Consider the following 16,095-nt stretch of genomic DNA (forward strand, 5'->3'; position numbering starts at 1 on the left):
CGTCGTCAGTTCTCGGAGCGCCCGAGACGCCAGTAGCCCATGAAGGCGACGGCTCGGCGGTCGACCCCGACGGTGCCGACCAGGTGGCGTCGCAGCGTCTTGATCGCGGATGCCTCTCCCGCGAGCCAGGCGTACAGCGGCGCGCGTTTCAGGGCGGCGCCGCCCTTCGCCGTACGCGGCACCTCCCACAGGATGTCGGCGTCGATGTCGATCTCCTCCACTTCGGCGCCGATGCCCGCGGGGGCGAGGCGCGCAGCGGTGTCTTCCACCGCCGGGATCAGATGCGCGTGACGTTCGCCGTCATCACTGCGCGCGGCGATGCGACGCTCGAACCCGGGGTGGTGGGGGAGGTAGTCGATATCAGCCACCGTGGGGACCTCGAGCACCACGGTGCCGCGAGCGTCGAGCGGCAACTGCTCCAGGATCGTCGCGATCGCAGGCGCTGCTGTCTCGTCGCCGGCGAGCAGGATCGCGTCGGTATCCGCCGGCGGAACGAAATCGATCCCGTAGCTCACTCCGACGTGCGTGGTCGTCGGCGCCAGGATGAGCACTTCGTCGCCGACGCGTGCGTTCGCGATCCATGCCGACGCCGGCCCGAGGACGTCGTGGGCGACCATGTCGATGTCGACTTCTTGCACGGTGGGGCGGACGGCGCGCGTCGTGTACGTCCGCATCACGGGGCGGGCGTCGGGGGAGAGGGCGCGCCACCCCTCGTACCAGTCGGGGCCCGTGGGCATCGTGTCGATCGACGCGGTGTCTGTGGGGAAGAGGATCTTCACCCGCTGGTCGAAGCCCGGATCACCGTACTCGGCCAGGTCTTCGCCGCGGAAGGTGAACCGGCGGAAGCTGGGGGTCAGGTCGGTGATCGCCGCGACGGATACGCGGAAGAAGTCGAGTGCGGGACGAGTCATGGTTTTCCAATCAGCTCTGCAGGCACGTGGTGACGGCCGATCGGCAGCACGAGCGGCCGCCCCGTGAGCGGGTCGGGGATGACGCGACTGTCGAGCCCGAAGACCGCGCGCACGGTCTCGGCCGTCAAGACCTCGGTGGGATCTCCGGCACCGTAGAGGCGTCCACCGGCCATGGCGACGAGGTGGTCGGCGTACCGCGCCGCGAGGTTCAGGTCGTGCAGGACCATCACGATCGTCGTCCCGCGGCTGCGGTTGAGGTCGGTGAGAAGGTCCAGGACGTCGATCTGGTGGCTCACATCGAGGAACGTCGTGGGCTCGTCGAGCAGGAGCACATCGGTCTGCTGCGCCAGGGCCATCGCTATCCAGACGCGCTGACGCTGGCCGCCCGACAGCTCGTCGACGGAGCGATCGGCGATGGCGGCGGTGTCGGTGGCGTCGAGGGCCCGGGCCACTGCCTCGTCGTCCGTGCGCGTCCACCGCGCCAGGGGCCCGTGGTGCGGGGTTCGTCCGCGGCTCACGAGGTCGGAGACCGAGATGCCTTCCGGCGCGATCGGCGACTGCGGCAGCAGACCCAGATCGCGGGCCACCTGTTTCGTGGGCAGCCGGTGGATGTCTTTGCCGTCGAGCAGCACACTGCCGGTGCGGGGGGTGAGCAGGCGTGCCATCGACTTCAGCAGCGTCGACTTGCCGCACGCGTTGGCGCCGACGATCGCGGTGACGCGGCCCCCGGGTACGACGAGGTCGAGCTCGTCGACGATGATGCGGTCGCCGTAGCCGAGGCGCACGCCGCGTGCTTCGAGTGAGCGGTCCGCGGTCATAGTGAGCCTCCTGAGCGGCTGCTGCGGATGAGCAGGAAGATGAGATAGGGGGCGCCCAGCACCCCGGTGACGACTCCGACGGGCAGACGGATTCCGAGCAGGTACTGCGCCGTGAGATCGGCGACGAGGACGAGCAGCGACCCGAAGAGTCCGGCGGCCAAGACGGGGGAGCCGACGGGCCCGAGCATCCGTGCGGCGATCGGGCCGGAGAGGAATGCGACGAACGAGATCGGGCCGGCGGCGGCGGTCGCGAAGGCGAGGAGCGCAACCGCGGCGATGATCAGCAGGACGCGACGGCGTTCGACGGGAACGCCGAGTGCTGCCGCGGTGTCGTCGCCGAGTCGCATGAGTTCGAGATCGCGGGTCAGCCAGAGCAGGGCCGGGACGACCACGATCATCGTGAGGGCCAGGGGGATGGCCTGGTCCCAGGAGGCGCCGTTGAGGTTGCCCGTGATCCACCGCATCGCCGCCTGCAGGTCCCACTCCGCCGCGCGCGAGAGCACGTAGGACACGACGCTGTTGAAGATCGCCGCGACGCCGATTCCGATGAGGATGAAGCGAGCCCCGGCCCCGCCGTCCTTGAAAGCGAGCAGGTAGATCATCAGTGCCGTCACGAGGGCGGCGACGGTGGCGAGCAGGGAGATGCCGGTCTCGCTGAGCGAGAGGAAGACGATGCCGACCACGGCGGCCGCGCTCGCACCCGCGTTGACGCCGATGATGTCGGGGCTGGCGAGCGGATTGCGCAGCATCGTCTGGAACACCGCGCCGCCCATGCCGAAGCACAGGCCGGTGAGGAGAGCGACGGTGGCTCGGGGCAGTCGCAGCTCGCCGACGGTGAACGAAGCGCCGGGGACGGTCTGGCCGGTGATGACGCCCCACACCTCGGCGGGAGTGTAGAAGGTCTGACCGACCATGAGCGAGACCGCGTACATGACCACGACGGCCGTCAGCAGGGAGCCGAGGACGATGCGTCGGCGCCAGGCGCGGCGGGCGCGGCCGGAGACGACGATGTCGACTGTCGTGCGGGGAGCGGCGGCGGTCACAGCGCGCGCATCTTCTGTCGGCGGACGATCGCGATGAAGAAAGGAGCGCCGATGAGCGCGGTCACGATCCCGACCTCGACTTCCTGAGGCCGGGCGATCACACGGCCGACGACGTCGGCGACGATCAGAAGGCCCCCGCCGACGAGAGCTGAGACGGGCAGGAGCCACCGATGGTCCGGACCGACGAGCAGGCGGCAGATGTGGGGCACGATCAGCCCGACGAAGCCGATGGGGCCGGCGACGGCGGTCGCCGCGCCGCACAGGATGACGGCGCCGAGCGCGGCGATCAGACGTACGGTGCGCACACGCTCGCCCAGGCCCGCGGCGAGCTCGTCGCCGAGCGAGAGGGAGTTGAGCGCGGCACTGGCCGCGAGACAGATCACCATGCCGACGGCGAGGAAGGGGAGCACGAGCAGGATCTTCTCGACGGTGGCACCGCCGACGCCGCCGATCTGCCAGAACCGGAAGACACTCATGACGTCGATGCGGGGGAGGAGGATGGCGCTGATCAGGGAGCTGAAGGCGACTGCTGTGGCGGCTCCGGCGAGGGCGAGCTTGAGGGGGCTCGCGCCGCCCCGGCCCAGCGAGCCGATCGTGTAGACGAAGACCGCCGCGATCGCCGCGCCGATCATCGCGAGCCAGATGTAGCCGAACGCGCCGGTGACGCCGAAGAACGCGAGCCCGATGACGACCGCGAGCGACGCACCGCCGTTGATGCCGAGAATCTGCGGGTCGGCGAGGGGGTTGCGCGTGACTCCCTGCATCACGGCGCCCGATACGGCGAGGGCGGCTCCGACGACGAGAGCGAGCACGGTGCGCGGAACGCGCTTGGCGACCGCGGCCGCGGAGGTGCTCTCGATGCTTCCGCTGAGCCCGGCGACGATGTCGTCGAAACTGACCGCTCGCGTTCCGAAGGTCACCGAGACGATGCCGGCCGCGAGGACGAGCAGAGCGAGAACGATGAGCCAGACGACCCGCCGCCGCCGGGAGCGGCGCCGCGGGGGCGCGCTCACGGCGGCGGGGGCCGTCGTCACGGTCGTGACGCTCACGGCATCCGACGAGGATCGACTGCGGTCACGAGGTCGCCTTCGCGGCCGCCGCGCCGATCATGTCGACGTACGTCGACGTCAGTGGGTCGGTGATCGAGAGGGGGCTGGGGTTGGCCGCCGCGGCGAGCGGGTCGTTCGCCGCGGGCAGCACGACCACGGCTCCCGAGGCGACGGCGGGGATCCGCGACAGCAGCGGATCGGCCTGCATGGCGGCCAGCGTGGAATCGTCGCCGTAGGTCACGAGCACCTGGAGGTCGGAGAACCGCTCGATCTCCTCCGTGCTGTTGGTGATCCAGAACTGGTCGGTGCCCTGGGACTGCTCAGTAACGGTCGCGGCCGGCGTGAGCCCCAGGTCTTCGAGGAAGAGGGGCCGCGGGTCGGCGGTCGAGTAGAAGCCGATCTGGCTGAGGTCGGTCGCGTCGAAGGAGCTGAAGAGCGTCGTCTTGCCGGCGATGTCGGGGTAGGCGCCCGTCAGCTCGTCCAGGTGCGCCGTGAGCTCGTCGACGAGCGCCTCCGCCTCGTCCTTGAGGCCGAGCGCCGTACCGTTCATGACGGTGAGCTCCTGCCAGCTGGTGCCCCACGCGATGTCGGGGTACGCGACGACCGGCGCGATCTTGGTCAGGGTGTCGTAGTCGTCCTGCGTCAGACCCGAGTAGGCCGCGAGGATGACGTCGGGCTGCGTGTCCGCGACGGCTTCGAAGTCGATGCCCTCGGCCTCGTCGAAGAGCACGGGAGTCTCGCCGCCGAGCTCGTCGAGCTTGTCCTCCACCCAGGGGAGGATCCCGTCGCCGTCATCGTCGCCCCAGGTGACGGCGGGCATGCCGACCGGGACGACGCCCAGGGCGAGCGCGGCCTCCTGGTTTCCCCATGAGACGGTCGCAACGCGCGTCGGCTTGCTCTCGATCGTGGTCTGACCGAACGCGTGGCCGATCGTGACGGGGAAGGCGTCGGACGATGCGTCACCGGAGGCGGCGGGTGCCGAGTCGGGAGCGGCGGTCGAACCGCAGCCGGCGAGGAGCAGCGTGGCTGCGATCAGGGCTGCGGCGGCTGTGCGGATGCGGGGCACAGGGGCCTCCAAGAGGAGAGGTGAGTAAGGGCAGGCTTACTTTACGTCCGCCATGCCGATCCCGCCAATCCGCTGCAGTCGCCCTGAAGGTCAGGGGACCCGCGGAGCGGAGCGCTGACACCGAGTAGGATGAGAGGCTGGCCGTTCGGCCGACCTCCCTGTTCCTGACGATTGGACGTTCGCTGTGCTCGCCGTGCACGACCTCGAAATCCGCGTGGGCGCGCGCACGCTGATGGCGGACGTGTCCTTCCGCGTCTCCGACGGCGACAAGATCGGACTCGTCGGGCGCAACGGCGCGGGCAAGACCACTCTCACCAAGGTGCTCGCCGGTGACCTCTTGCCGAGTGACGGCAAGGTCGAACGTTCGGGCGAGCTCGGCTACCTCCCGCAGGACCCCCGATCGGGTGACCCGGAGATGCTCGCACGCACGCGCATCCTCGACGCGCGCGGCCTCGGCACGATCGCGGTGGAGATGCAGAGCGCGTCGCTCGAGATGGGTTCCGAAGACGAAGCCGTGGCGGGAAAAGCCATGCGCCGTTACGGCAACCTCATGGAGCGTTTCGAGGCGCTCGGCGGCTATGCAGCCGAGGCCGAAGCGGCATCCATCGCCCACAACCTGTCGCTGCCGGATCGGATCCTCGACCAGCCGCTGAAGACCCTGTCCGGTGGGCAGCGGCGACGCATCGAACTCGCCCGCATCCTGTTCTCGGACGCGCAGACGATGATCCTCGACGAGCCCACGAACCACCTCGACGCAGACAGCGTGGTCTGGCTGCGCGAGTTCCTCAAGGGATACAAGGGCGGACTGATCGTCATCAGCCACGATGTGGAGCTGGTCGGCGAGACCGTCAACCGCGTCTTCTACCTCGACGCCATGCGCCAGGTCATCGACGTCTACAACATGAACTGGAAGAACTACCTGCGCCAGCGGGTCGCCGACGAGGAGCGCCGCAAGAAGGAGCGTGCGAACGCCGAGAAGAAGGCCACCGCACTGCAGCAGCAGGCGGCCCGGTTCGGTGCGAAGGCGAGCAAGGCCGCCGCGGCGCACCAGATGGTGGCACGCGCTGAGAAGCTGCTCTCCGGTCTCGACGAGGTGCGCCAGGAGGACCGCGTCGCGAAGCTGCGCTTCCCCAAGCCCGCCCCGTGCGGCAAGACGCCGCTGATGGCGTCAGGGCTGTCCAAGTCCTACGGGTCGCTCGAGATCTTCACCGACGTCGATCTCGCGATCGACCGCGGCTCGAAGGTGGTCGTGCTGGGGCTCAACGGTGCCGGCAAGACGACGCTGCTGCGCATCCTCGCGGGCGTCGATCAGCCCGATACCGGAGTGCTGGAGCCGGGGCATGGGCTTCGTATCGGCTACTACGCGCAGGAGCACGAGAACCTCGATGTGGCGCGGTCCGTGCTGCAGAACATGATGTCCGCGGCGCCGGACATCACCGAGACCGAGGCGCGCAAGGTGCTCGGGTCGTTCCTGTTCACCGGAGACGACGTGCTCAAGCCCGCGGGTGTGCTCTCCGGCGGAGAGAAGACACGGCTCTCGCTCGCGACCCTCGTCGTCTCGTCGGCGAACATGCTGTTGCTCGACGAGCCGACGAACAACCTCGACCCCGCCTCACGCGACGAGATCCTCGGAGCGCTCGCGCACTACGAGGGCGCTGTCGTGCTGGTGTCGCATGACGAGGGCGCGGTGGAGGCCCTCAACCCCGAGCGAGTGCTGATCCTGCCCGACGGCGTCGAGGACATCTGGGGACGCGACTACCTCGAGCTCATCACCCTGGCCTGACCTGACCTGACCTGACCTGGCCTGGCCGGGCCTGAGCCGACCGGGCCGCGCGATCAGCTGCGCGACGAGTCGAGGATCGCGTCCTCGTCCTCCATGTCGCGGTCGCGCTTGGTGTCGCGACGGCGACGCAGGCTGGGCGGGACGACCGACGACTCGTGCGGACCGGATGCCGTGCCGGCAGGCGCCGGTGATTCCTCGGAGACCGGGGCGGTGAGCGCGGCGGCGGCTGCGGCATCCTCTTCGTCTTCACGCCGGTGACGGCGCTCGGTGCGGATCATGTACCAGATGAAGACGAAGCCCATGATCGCGAACAGGATCCACTGGATCGCATACGACAGGTGCGGTCCCGGATCCTCGGACGGGCTCGGCATGGCTCCGAGGCTGTCGGCGGGGGCGGGGTCCTCGGAGACGAGGAGCCCGTACGCCGACGTCACGACATCGCCGGCGAGGCCCGCTTCTCCGGCGACGAGGTCGACGTTGATCGTCGGGACCTGGCCGTCGGGCGCCGAGCGCCCCGAGGTGGGGGCGGCTTCGGCGGGCTTCAGCCGGGCCACCACCGTCACCGTGCCCGAGGGCGGTGCGGCTATCGCGGCCGGCACGGGGCTGTCGGACGCCGGTGGAACCCAGCCGCGATCGACGACGAAGATGCGACCGTCCGTCGTCTCGAACGGCACGAGGACCTCGAAGGCCGATGTGCCCCCGTGCGGGCGGTTGCGAACGAGCACCTGATCGTCGGCGCGGTACTGGCCGATCAGCTCCACGGGGTGCCACTCGTCCGCCGGGTCGAGCTCCGCGCCTGACGGCAGGATGTCGGACAGCGGCGCGGGGTCGGCGTCGTAGTTCCGCTCGACGAGCTCGAGCTGAGCGCTGCGCTCTTCGTTGCGCGTGAACTGCCAGTTCGACAGGTAGGCGCAGGCGATCGCGAAAGCCACGGCGACGGCGACATAGCCCGTCCAGCGCACAGCGGTCTTGCCTCTCACGACCCACCTGCTTCGCTGTTGTCGACGACGAGACGCTCCACGCTCACGGGGAAGTCGCGTGCGGCGACGAACTCTCTCAGGTATGCGACGTGGTCGTCGCAGGCCACCCAGATCTTCCGCCGGTCGGCGGTATGGATGCGGGGATTGCGCCAGATGACCCGCCACCGTGCCGACGCGCGGCATCCGGCGCGGGAGCACTCGATGTCGTTCACTCCGGCCGCGACTCCCGGATCTCGATCACGGTCGGCTTCGCGGGTTCCTGCGGCTTGCTCGGCGACTCCTCCGGGCGCTCGGGCAGCGCCGCGAGGGGTGAGACGGCCGCGGGTTCGCGCACGTCGTCGCCGACGTTCGCGATGACCACCGCGAAGTAGGGGAGGAAGATCGCACCGACCGCGAGGGCGGCCGTGTGCCAGCCGTAGGGGGCGATGACGACCATGAGGACGAAGCACACCACGCGCACCGCCATCATGATGAAGTACTTCGTCATGCGACGGTTCGAGTCGTCGTGCGGGGCTCGCGGGAGCGAGGTCGCCGACGGTGTGGCGGTCTGATGCTTCACGGTGCATCAAGGATACGCCCGCGGTGAGTGGTGCGGCCGGGCTCAGAAGCTCGACGAGTAACTGGTGTAGCTGTCCTGCTCGATGGCCCAGCCGATGAACGACGCGACGATGATGATGCCGACGATCGCGAGAGCGAGGCCCGCATAGCCGACGATGAGGCCGGCCAACGCCATTCCTCGCCCGTTCTCGTTGGTCCGCTTGATCTGCGACAGCGAGATGTGGCCCATGATCACACCGGCGACCGACCCGATGACCGGGAGCAGCCAGATGAAGCCCACGATCGAGGCGATCATCGACACGATCGCGAGCGTGTTCGTCTTCTGCGGCTGGTAACCGCCGTGGCCGTACGCCGGGGGCGGATACCCCGCCGGCTGGTACGCCTGCTGCTGGGGCGGGGTGGCGTACGGCGGCGCCGGGGGCGGGACCGGCGCGCCGGAGGCGGGCTGTCCGGGCGCGGGGTACGGCTGCTGCGGCTGGGGCTGGTCGCTCACATCTGCTCCTCGTCGACGTCGGGCCGCCAGCTTATCGGTCGTCAGCCTCGCGCACGCTCCCGCTAGGCTTGCGGGGTTCCCGCCGCAGACACAGGAGAGTCGCATGTCCACGTCCCGAGTCGTTCTCGTCACCGGAGGAAACCGCGGCATCGGCCGCGCGATCGCGGAGCGTTTCATCGCCGACGGTCACCGCGTCGCTGTGACGGCACGGTCGGGCGAAGGCCCCGAGGGTGCGCTGACGGTTCGTGCCGACGTGACGGATGCGGCATCCATCGACGCAGCGTTCACCCAGGTGGAGAGTGAACTCGGTCCCGTGGAGGTCGTGGTCGCGAACGCCGGGATCACGAAGGACACGCTTCTGCTGCGTATGACGGAGGACGACTTCGACTCCGTCGTCGCGACGAACCTCGGTGGCGCCTTCCGTGTCGTCAAGCGCGCCTCGAAGGGCATGCTGCGGGCGAAGTGGGGCCGCGTCATCCTCATCTCGAGCGTCGTCGGGCTGTTCGGTTCGGCGGGGCAGATCAACTACTCCTCGTCGAAGGCCGCGCTCGTCGGCTTCGCCCGTTCGCTCACCCGAGAGCTCGGCGCGCGCGGCATCACCGCGAACGTCGTCGCGCCGGGGTTCATCGAGACCGACATGACGGCGGCTCTTCCCGAGGAAACACAGGCCGAGTACAAGCGCAGCATTCCGGCGGGTCGTTACGGCTCGTCTGCCGAGGTGGCCGGGGCTGTGGCCTGGCTCGCCTCGGATGACGCGGCGTACATCTCCGGCGCTGTCATCCCGGTCGACGGCGGCCTCGGAATGGGACACTGACGCGCCGTCGAGCGTCACATGAGCGCGGCGACGATCTCGCGCCCGAGGCGGTCGGGCTGCGAGAACTGCGGCCAGTGACCTGAACCGAGCTCGACGACCGTGACGTCGTCGAGAGCGTCGAACTCCTCGAGGAACGGCGGCCACGCCGTCAGCATCTCGCGGACTCCCGGTTCGTCGGCCGAGCCCGACAGGACAGTCACCGGGATGCCGTGTCGGCGGGCGTCGCGCAGCTCGACGGCGTCGGTCGGCACCGCGGCCGGAACCGGGTGCGTGCGAGCCGCCCACCGGGCACGCGTGCCGTCGTCGAGGTCGGCGACATCCGGTTCGTCGAAGAACTCCCAACCGGGGAACGGCACGACGCCGTCGACGACCGGGAACGCCGAGATCTCGGCGCCGGGCGCGGGCGGAAGAGTGTCGACGAGGACGACCCGCGCGATGCGATCGGGGCGCCGGTCAGCGGCCGCCCACGCGACGTTCCCGCCACCGCTGTGCCCCACGAGAGCGAGCTGGCCGGGGAGGTCGTCGATACGGGCGACCACCGCGTCGACCCAGTCGCGGAGCGTCGTCGAGGGCGCTCCGGCGGTGTCACCGACACCGGGCATCGTGAGGGCGTGCGGGTGGTGTCCGGCATCGTGGAGGGCGGGGACGACATCGTCCCAGGACGAGGCGTCGAGCCAGAGGCCCGGGATGACGATCACGTGCATGACCCGACCGTAGCGCTCGGCCCGGACACGCGACAGCCTCGTCTCAGGGGAGGAGCGGGATGACCTCTCGCAGGTCGACCGGGCCGACCACGACGTCCGCCTGGCGGCGCACCGCGGGCTTGGCGTTGAACGCGACGCCGAGGCCGGCAGCCGCCATCATCCGCAGGTCGTTCGCCCCGTCGCCGATGGCGATCGTCCGGGTGAGAGGGACCTCGTGACCATCCGCCCATTCGCGCAGGGACGCCGCTTTGGCCTCCGCGTCGACGATGGTGCCCGCGACCGTGCCGTCCAGCGTCGCGCCGTCGGTGCCGAGCCGATTGGCGCGCCACAGGTCGACCGCCAGCCCGGGAGCGATGTGATCGAGCACCTCGTGGAAGCCCCCGGAGACGACAGCGGCAGCGCCGCCGCGCTCGTGGATGGCGGCGATGAGCTCAGCCGCGCCCGGCGTCGGCTCGACGCGCGACCGCACCCGCTCGAAGGCCGTGAGCGGCACTCCCGCGAGCTGTGCGACGCGTGAGCGCAGGCTCGACGCGAAGTCGACCTCCCCGCGCATCGCCGCCTCCGTCGCGGCGGCGACCTCCGCGCCGCGTCCTGCTTCGTCGGCGATGAGCTCGATGACCTCGTTGCGCAGGAGGGTCGAGTCGGCATCGAAGACGACGAGGAAACGCGCGTGGGGCATGACCACCACGCTAGCGGGAACGCGCGTCAGCGCTCGACGCGCGCGTTCTTGCCGACGACGGTGATGCCGGTGTCGGTCACCGTGAAACCGCGGGCGAGATCACGCTCACGGTCGACGCCCACCGTGGCACCGTCTTCGAGCACGACGTTCTTGTCGAGGATCGCCCGGTGCACACGCGCCCCCGCGCCGACGCTGACGTAGTCGAACAGCACCGAGTCGGTTATGGTCGCGCCGCCCCCGGAGAGTGTCCACGGGCCGACGACGCTGCGCTCGAGATGGGTCCCCGACAGCACGGAGCCGAGCGAGACGATCGAGTCGATCGCATTGCCCATGCGTCCCACGCTGTCGCGGACGAACTTCGCCGGCGGCGAGTTGACGGCTTGGGAGTGGATCTGCCAGTCGGTGTTGTACAGGTTGAAGATCGGCAGCGTCGAGATGAGGTCCATGTGGGCGTCGAAGAACGACTCGATGGTGCCGACGTCGCGCCAGTAGTTGCGATCCCGCGGGGTCGAGCCGGGCACGTCGTTCCGCTTGAAGTCGTAGACGGCCGCCTCGCCTCGGTTCACGAAGTAGGGAATGATGTCGCCGCCCATGTCGTGGTTCGACGTCGGCAGCTCGCCGTCGGCCTCGACCGCCTCGATGAGGGCGTCGGTGTCGAAGATGTAGTTGCCCATCGAGGCCAGCACCTCGTGCGGCGAGTCGGGCAGCCCGGCGGGGCTCTGCGGCTTCTCGAGGAACTCCCGGATGCGGGTCTCGTCAGCGGGGTCGACGTCGATGACCCCGAACTGGTTGGCGAGCCCGATGGGCTGGCGGATGCCGGCGACTGTCGCGCGGGCGCCGGAGGCGATGTGCGCGTCGAGCATCTGACGGAAGTCCATGCGGTACACGTGGTCGGCGCCGATCACGACGACGATGTCGGGCTTCTCATCGTTGATGAGGTTCAGGGACTGGAGGATCGCGTCGGCCGAGCCGGAGAACCACCGCTTTCCCAGACGCTGCTGTGCGGGAACGGAAGCCACATAGGAGTCCAGCAGGGCCGACATGCGCCACGTCTGCGACACGTGGCGGTCGAGGCTGTGCGACTTGTACTGGGTCAGCACGACGACCTGGCGCAGGCCCGAGTTGATCAGGTTGGAGATCGCGAAATCGATCAGGCGGTACTGGCCGCCGAACGGGACGGCGGGCTTGGCGCGGTCTGCCGTCAACGGCATCAGGCGCTTTCCCTCGCCGCCGGCGAGAACGATTCCGAAGACCTTGGGCGCTGCTGGCATGGCACCACACTAGGCCCGCCGAACGCTCCTGTACTAGCGTTCGAGACATGCGTGTAGACATCGTCTCGAAGGAGTATCCTCCCGCGATCTATGGGGGAGCGGGGGTGCACGTCACCGAGCTCGTCCGCGCCCTGCGCGCGTCGATGGAGGTGCAGGTGCGCGCCTTCGGGGCCGACCGGGAGGAGCCCGACACCACGTCCTATGCCACCCCGGTCGGACTCCTCGGCGCGAACGGCGCGCTGCAGACGCTCGGCACCGACCTCGAGATCGTGGGGGATGTCGCCGGCGCGGACGTCGTGCACAGCCACACCTGGTACGCCAACTTCGCGGGTCACCTCGCCTCGCTCCTGCACGGCATCCCGCACGTCGTCACAGCGCACTCGCTCGAGCCGCTGCGTCCCTGGAAGGCCGAGCAGCTCGGCGGCGGCTACGCCGTGTCGAGCTACATCGAGAAGACGGCCTACGAGAACGCGGCCGCGATCATCGCCGTGAGCGACGGCATGCGCCGCGACATCCTGCGCAGCTATCCGGATCTCGATCCCGAGAAGGTCTCGGTGATCTACAACGGCATCGACGTCGAGTCGTGGCGCCCCGTCGACGATCCCGCGGTCCTCGAGCGCCACGGCATCGATCCCGCACGCCCCTCGGTGGTCTTCGTCGGCCGCATCACGCGGCAGAAGGGGCTGCCCTACTTCCTGCGCGCGGCTCGTCTCCTGCCCGCCGACGTCCAGGTCGTCCTCTGCGCGGGCGCGCCCGACACGGCCGAGATCATGGCCGAGGTGCAGGGGCTCGTGCGCGAGCTGCAGGCCGAGCGCTCGGGTGTCGTCTGGATCGAGGAGTTCCTTCAGCGCGACGAGCTCTGTGCGATCCTCACCGCCGCGACGACGTTCGTCTGCCCGTCGGTCTACGAGCCGCTCGGCATCGTCAACCTCGAGGCGATGGCGTGCGGCGCCGCCGTCGTCGGTACCGCGACCGGCGGCATCCCGGAGGTCGTCGTCGACGGCGTGACCGGGCGCCTCGTTCCCATCGAGCAGTCGGACGACGGCACCGGGACGCCGCTCGATCCCGACAGGTTCGTCGCCGATCTGGCCGCCACCTTGACCGAGGTCGTCTCGGATCCCGAGACGGCGCGAAGCTACGGCGCCGCGGGCCGCGAGCGTGCCGCCGACTCGTTCAGCTGGGCTGCGATCGCGGACGAGACCGCCGCGTTGTACGCGAGAGTGGCGGGGCTCGGCCGCTAGGCTGAACCCATGCCGCAGGTCCTGGAGTTCTCCGACGTCGTCGTCCGCCGAAACGCCCGGAACATCATCGACCGGGTCGACTGGTCGGTTTCCGATGATCAGCGCTGGGTGGTGCTCGGCCCCAACGGCGCGGGCAAGACGACAGTGCTCCAGCTGGCGGCGAGCCTGCTCCACCCCACCTCGGGGACCGTCGAGATCCTGGGCGAGCGCCTGGGGCGCACCGACGTGTTCGAGCTCCGCCCGCGCATCGGGTTCGCCTCGTCGGCGATGGCCCGCCGCATCCCGGCTGAGGAGACCGTACTCGACGTGGTCCTCACCGCCGCCTACGCGGTGACCGGGCGCTGGCGCGAGGACTACGAGGACATCGATGAGCGGCGCGCCATGCGGGTGCTCGCAGAATGGAAGCTCGACGGTCTGGCCGAGCGCACCTTCGGCACCCTCTCGGACGGTGAGCAGAAGCGCGTCCAGATCGCCCGCGCCGTCATGACCGACCCCGAGCTCCTGCTTCTGGACGAGCCGACGGCGAGCCTCGACCTCGGCGCCCGCGAGGAGCTGCTCGCTCTCCTGGGCGGTTATGCCCAGGCCCCGACCACGCCCGCGATGATCATGGTGACTCACCACGTCGAGGAGATCCCGGTCGGGTTCACGCACGTGCTCCTTCTTCGCGAGGGTGGAGTGGTCGCTGCCGGTCCGCTGCCCGAGACGCTCACCGCGGAGAACCTCACCGAGACGTTCGGGCTGTCCATCACGCTCACCGAGGAGGGCGGTCGCTACGCGGCTCGGGCGGCATCGTGAACCTGGTAAGATCGCTCTTTGGTGCAGACGCATCGCAGACTTCCCTCGCCCTGGCAAAATCCAGGGCACCACGTAAGGAATCCCATGAAGACTGACATCCACCCCGAGTACCGCGCCGTCGTGTTCCGCGACCTGGGCTCCGGCGAGACCTTCCTGACCCGTTCGACGGTCTCGAGCGACAAGACGATCGAGCTGGACGGTGAGACCTACCCCGTCATCGACGTCGAGATCTCGTCCGCCTCGCACCCGTTCTACACGGGCAAGCAGCGCATCATGGACTCGGCCGGTCGCGTCGAGAAGTTCAACCAGCGCTTCAAGAACTTCGGCTCCAAGTAAGTCGTTCTTCGATCAAGGCCCCGCTTCGGCGGGGCCTTCGTCGTTCTCGGCGGTGTGCTGTGCCCGCTCACGCGATCACGGCTTGACGATCGGGATCGACGCCGTCTCGGCGGCGACCTTGCGGCGGTGCAGGGCGCGTTGCTCGGGCAGGGAGATGTCGAACACGACGGCGAGCAGACGGATGACGGTGGTGACAGCGATGCCGACGATGGCCGCCGCCACGATCGGGGCTCCGAGCGCCGATGCGCCGGCGAGCACCGCACACCCCACCGCTGCCGCGACGGCGTAGAGGGAGCCGACGTGCATGATGGCGACGGGAAGCCCGAGGATGACGTCGCGCAACATGCTGCCGCCGACCGCCGCGCACGAGCCGATGAAGATCGCCGGGACGATCGGAAGTCCCAGCACGAGGGCCTTGCTGGTTCCGAATGCGCCGAACAAGCCGATGACGACGGCGTCGAGGCCGATGATGACGGCGTTGAGCCGTCGGAAGACGTTCGACAGGAGCATTCCCACGAGGGCTGCCGAGGTAGCGGTGATGAGGTACCAGTTGCTCTGCAGCGTGACCGGCTGGACGCCGAGGAGCAGATCGCGGATGAGGCCGCCGCCCATCCCGATCAGGATCCCGATGATGACCACGCCGAGAGGGTCGAGCCGCTGCTTGCCCACGAACCCCGAGGCGAACAGAGCGCCCTGCACCCCGCCGAGGCCGACAGCGGTCAGATCCGCCCAGAGCGGGATCACGAACTGAGACTGCGTCACGGAACCATTGTCGTCGGTCGGCGCGATAATTGGAGGGTGCCCACCTACCGCGACGAGGTCGTGATCCTCCGCACCCACAAGCTGGGTGAAGCGGATCGCATCGTCACGATGCTCAGCCGTCGGCACGGCAAGCTCCGTGGCGTCGCCAAGGGAGTACGTCGCACGTCGTCGCGCTTCGGGGCGCGCCTCGAGCCGTTCATGGTCGCCGACGTGCAGATGTACAAGGGACGGTCGCTCGACATCGTGCAGCAGGCCGAGTCGCTCGGGTCGTACGGGGCCGACATCGCGACCGACTACGACCGGTACACGTCGGCGTCGGCGATGGTCGAGGCCGCCGACCGTCTGAACGAGGCCGAGACGACGCCGCAGCAGTACCTGCTGCTCGTGGGCGGCCTCCGCGCGCTCGCGCGTGGCGAGCACGACAGTCGCGCTGTGCTCGACTCCTACCTCCTTCGCGCCATGGCGCTCTCGGGGTGGGCGCCCTCGCTCGACGCCTGTGCCCGCTGCGGTCGTACCGGGCCGCACGACGGGTTCGTCGCGCCCCTCGGGGGCTCGGTCTGCGATGCCTGCGCTCCGGCGGGATCGGCCCGCATCGCACCGGAGACCGGCGCCCGGCTCCGCGCTCTCATCGCCGGCGAATGGGAAACCGTTGACGCGGGCAGCCCCGGCACCGCCAACGCGGCATCGGGGCTGATCGCCGCGTATGCCCAGTGGCATCTCGAGCGCGGCATCCGGTCACTCGGACACATCGGCGCGGCGCGCTGACCACGGTGATGGCGGGCAGCTCGAACG

The 16,095-nt window shown here is 69.5% G+C and carries 19 protein-coding genes; 6 read left to right on the plus strand and 13 right to left on the minus strand.

Annotated features, from left to right (window positions below; genetic code table 11):
- Positions 1–5 precede the first annotated feature (5 nt).
- From P6897_RS06370 to P6897_RS06390, 5 genes are read right to left on the minus strand one after another with little or no spacing between them, the layout of a single operon-like run.
- Complete coding sequence (locus P6897_RS06370; protein ID WP_274177662.1) at positions 6–911, minus strand: siderophore-interacting protein; 906 nt, start codon at positions 909–911, stop codon at positions 6–8.
- Positions 908–1,729: an ABC transporter ATP-binding protein gene (locus P6897_RS06375; RefSeq protein ID WP_274177663.1), complete on the minus strand. Its 822-nt coding sequence runs from the start codon at positions 1,727–1,729 to the stop codon at positions 908–910. The genes P6897_RS06370 and P6897_RS06375 overlap by 4 nt, the downstream gene beginning before the upstream one ends.
- Complete coding sequence (locus tag P6897_RS06380; protein ID WP_269266565.1) at positions 1,726–2,772, minus strand: iron chelate uptake ABC transporter family permease subunit; 1,047 nt, start codon at positions 2,770–2,772, stop codon at positions 1,726–1,728. Before P6897_RS06380 ends, P6897_RS06375 begins: the two co-directional genes overlap by 4 nt.
- Positions 2,769–3,821, minus strand: coding sequence for an iron ABC transporter permease (locus P6897_RS06385; protein WP_282502400.1), 1,053 nt, complete (start codon positions 3,819–3,821; stop codon positions 2,769–2,771). Before P6897_RS06385 ends, P6897_RS06380 begins: the two co-directional genes overlap by 4 nt.
- A 25-nt stretch (positions 3,822–3,846) precedes the next feature.
- Positions 3,847–4,887, minus strand: a complete 1,041-nt coding sequence (locus P6897_RS06390; RefSeq protein ID WP_282502401.1) for an iron-siderophore ABC transporter substrate-binding protein — start codon at positions 4,885–4,887, stop codon at positions 3,847–3,849.
- A gap of 184 nt (positions 4,888–5,071) precedes the next feature.
- Here P6897_RS06390 and abc-f point away from each other — a divergent pair, with 184 nt between their 5' ends.
- Positions 5,072–6,670 carry a ribosomal protection-like ABC-F family protein gene (gene abc-f, locus P6897_RS06395; protein ID WP_112614064.1) on the plus strand — a complete coding sequence of 533 codons (1,599 nt, stop codon included), beginning with the start codon at positions 5,072–5,074 and terminating at the stop codon, positions 6,668–6,670.
- 53 nt (positions 6,671–6,723) lie between these two features.
- Here the strand turns inward: abc-f and P6897_RS06400 are convergent, their stop codons facing one another.
- From P6897_RS06400 to P6897_RS06415, 4 genes are read right to left on the minus strand one after another with little or no spacing between them, the layout of a single operon-like run.
- Entirely contained in the window at positions 6,724–7,650 is a 927-nt protein-coding gene (locus tag P6897_RS06400) for an SURF1 family protein (protein ID WP_274177665.1), read from the minus strand.
- Positions 7,647–7,862 (minus strand): hypothetical protein, encoded by a 216-nt coding sequence (locus P6897_RS06405; RefSeq protein WP_112614068.1) that lies wholly within the window; start codon positions 7,860–7,862, stop codon positions 7,647–7,649. The genes P6897_RS06400 and P6897_RS06405 overlap by 4 nt, the downstream gene beginning before the upstream one ends.
- Positions 7,859–8,209, minus strand: a complete 351-nt coding sequence (locus tag P6897_RS06410) for a DUF3099 domain-containing protein (RefSeq protein WP_114587870.1) — start codon at positions 8,207–8,209, stop codon at positions 7,859–7,861. The genes P6897_RS06405 and P6897_RS06410 overlap by 4 nt, the downstream gene beginning before the upstream one ends.
- Positions 8,210–8,251: 42 nt before the next feature.
- Positions 8,252–8,701 carry a DUF4190 domain-containing protein gene (locus P6897_RS06415; protein ID WP_240309659.1) on the minus strand — a complete coding sequence of 150 codons (450 nt, stop codon included), beginning with the start codon at positions 8,699–8,701 and terminating at the stop codon, positions 8,252–8,254.
- Positions 8,702–8,804: 103 nt separating this feature from the next.
- On the opposite strand from P6897_RS06415, the gene P6897_RS06420 reads away from it, so the two are divergent.
- A complete protein-coding gene (locus P6897_RS06420) occupies positions 8,805–9,515 on the plus strand; it encodes a beta-ketoacyl-ACP reductase (protein ID WP_064956815.1) in 711 nt (236 codons plus the stop codon).
- A gap of 14 nt (positions 9,516–9,529) precedes the next feature.
- Here P6897_RS06420 and P6897_RS06425 read toward each other — a convergent pair whose 3' ends face one another.
- The 3 genes from P6897_RS06425 to glgC are packed head-to-tail and all read right to left on the minus strand — an operon-like array spanning position 9,530 to position 12,169.
- On the minus strand, positions 9,530–10,219 hold the full coding sequence (locus tag P6897_RS06425; RefSeq protein WP_274177666.1) for an alpha/beta hydrolase: 690 nt from the start codon (positions 10,217–10,219) through the stop codon (positions 9,530–9,532).
- A 43-nt stretch (positions 10,220–10,262) separates the two neighbouring features.
- Positions 10,263–10,898 carry a phosphoserine phosphatase SerB gene (gene serB, locus P6897_RS06430; RefSeq protein WP_274177667.1) on the minus strand — a complete coding sequence of 212 codons (636 nt, stop codon included), beginning with the start codon at positions 10,896–10,898 and terminating at the stop codon, positions 10,263–10,265.
- 26 nt (positions 10,899–10,924) lie between these two features.
- Positions 10,925–12,169: a glucose-1-phosphate adenylyltransferase gene (gene glgC / locus P6897_RS06435; RefSeq protein WP_112614076.1), complete on the minus strand. Its 1,245-nt coding sequence runs from the start codon at positions 12,167–12,169 to the stop codon at positions 10,925–10,927.
- A 47-nt stretch (positions 12,170–12,216) separates the two neighbouring features.
- Between glgC and glgA the strand changes: the two genes are divergently transcribed.
- The 3 genes from glgA to P6897_RS06450 all read left to right on the plus strand — a co-directional run bounded on the left by glgA (position 12,217) and on the right by P6897_RS06450 (position 14,541).
- Positions 12,217–13,410 (plus strand): glycogen synthase, encoded by a 1,194-nt coding sequence (glgA, locus tag P6897_RS06440; protein WP_274177668.1) that lies wholly within the window; start codon positions 12,217–12,219, stop codon positions 13,408–13,410.
- Between the two features lie 9 nt (positions 13,411–13,419).
- Positions 13,420–14,205, plus strand: coding sequence for an ABC transporter ATP-binding protein (locus P6897_RS06445; RefSeq protein ID WP_274177669.1), 786 nt, complete (start codon positions 13,420–13,422; stop codon positions 14,203–14,205).
- Positions 14,206–14,289: 84 nt separating this feature from the next.
- Complete coding sequence (locus P6897_RS06450) at positions 14,290–14,541, plus strand: type B 50S ribosomal protein L31 (RefSeq protein WP_018186539.1); 252 nt, start codon at positions 14,290–14,292, stop codon at positions 14,539–14,541.
- Between the two features lie 75 nt (positions 14,542–14,616).
- Here P6897_RS06450 and P6897_RS06455 read toward each other — a convergent pair whose 3' ends face one another.
- Positions 14,617–15,303, minus strand: a complete 687-nt coding sequence (locus tag P6897_RS06455) for a TRIC cation channel family protein (protein ID WP_112614082.1) — start codon at positions 15,301–15,303, stop codon at positions 14,617–14,619.
- Between the two features lie 36 nt (positions 15,304–15,339).
- On the opposite strand from P6897_RS06455, the gene recO reads away from it, so the two are divergent.
- Positions 15,340–16,068, plus strand: coding sequence for a DNA repair protein RecO (recO, locus tag P6897_RS06460; RefSeq protein ID WP_112614084.1), 729 nt, complete (start codon positions 15,340–15,342; stop codon positions 16,066–16,068).
- Positions 16,069–16,095 lie beyond the last annotated feature (27 nt).

Source organism: Microbacterium sp. BDGP8, assembly GCF_029991045.1.
In the GTDB taxonomy this organism is placed as follows: domain Bacteria; phylum Actinomycetota; class Actinomycetes; order Actinomycetales; family Microbacteriaceae; genus Microbacterium; species Microbacterium plantarum.

Coding starts and splice junctions, on each gene's coding strand:
- P6897_RS06375 (WP_274177663.1), bottom strand. CDS start 1,729: ATGACCGCGGACCGCTCACTCGAAGCACGCGGCGTGCGCCTCGGCTAC.
- P6897_RS06370 (WP_274177662.1), bottom strand. CDS start 911: ATGACTCGTCCCGCACTCGACTTCTTCCGCGTATCCGTCGCGGCGATC.
- glgC (WP_112614076.1), bottom strand. CDS start 12,169: ATGCCAGCAGCGCCCAAGGTCTTCGGAATCGTTCTCGCCGGCGGCGAG.
- P6897_RS06420 (WP_064956815.1), top strand. CDS start 8,805: ATGTCCACGTCCCGAGTCGTTCTCGTCACCGGAGGAAACCGCGGCATC.
- glgA (WP_274177668.1), top strand. CDS start 12,217: ATGCGTGTAGACATCGTCTCGAAGGAGTATCCTCCCGCGATCTATGGG.
- P6897_RS06425 (WP_274177666.1), bottom strand. CDS start 10,219: ATGCACGTGATCGTCATCCCGGGCCTCTGGCTCGACGCCTCGTCCTGG.
- P6897_RS06445 (WP_274177669.1), top strand. CDS start 13,420: ATGCCGCAGGTCCTGGAGTTCTCCGACGTCGTCGTCCGCCGAAACGCC.
- serB (WP_274177667.1), bottom strand. CDS start 10,898: ATGCCCCACGCGCGTTTCCTCGTCGTCTTCGATGCCGACTCGACCCTC.
- P6897_RS06450 (WP_018186539.1), top strand. CDS start 14,290: ATGAAGACTGACATCCACCCCGAGTACCGCGCCGTCGTGTTCCGCGAC.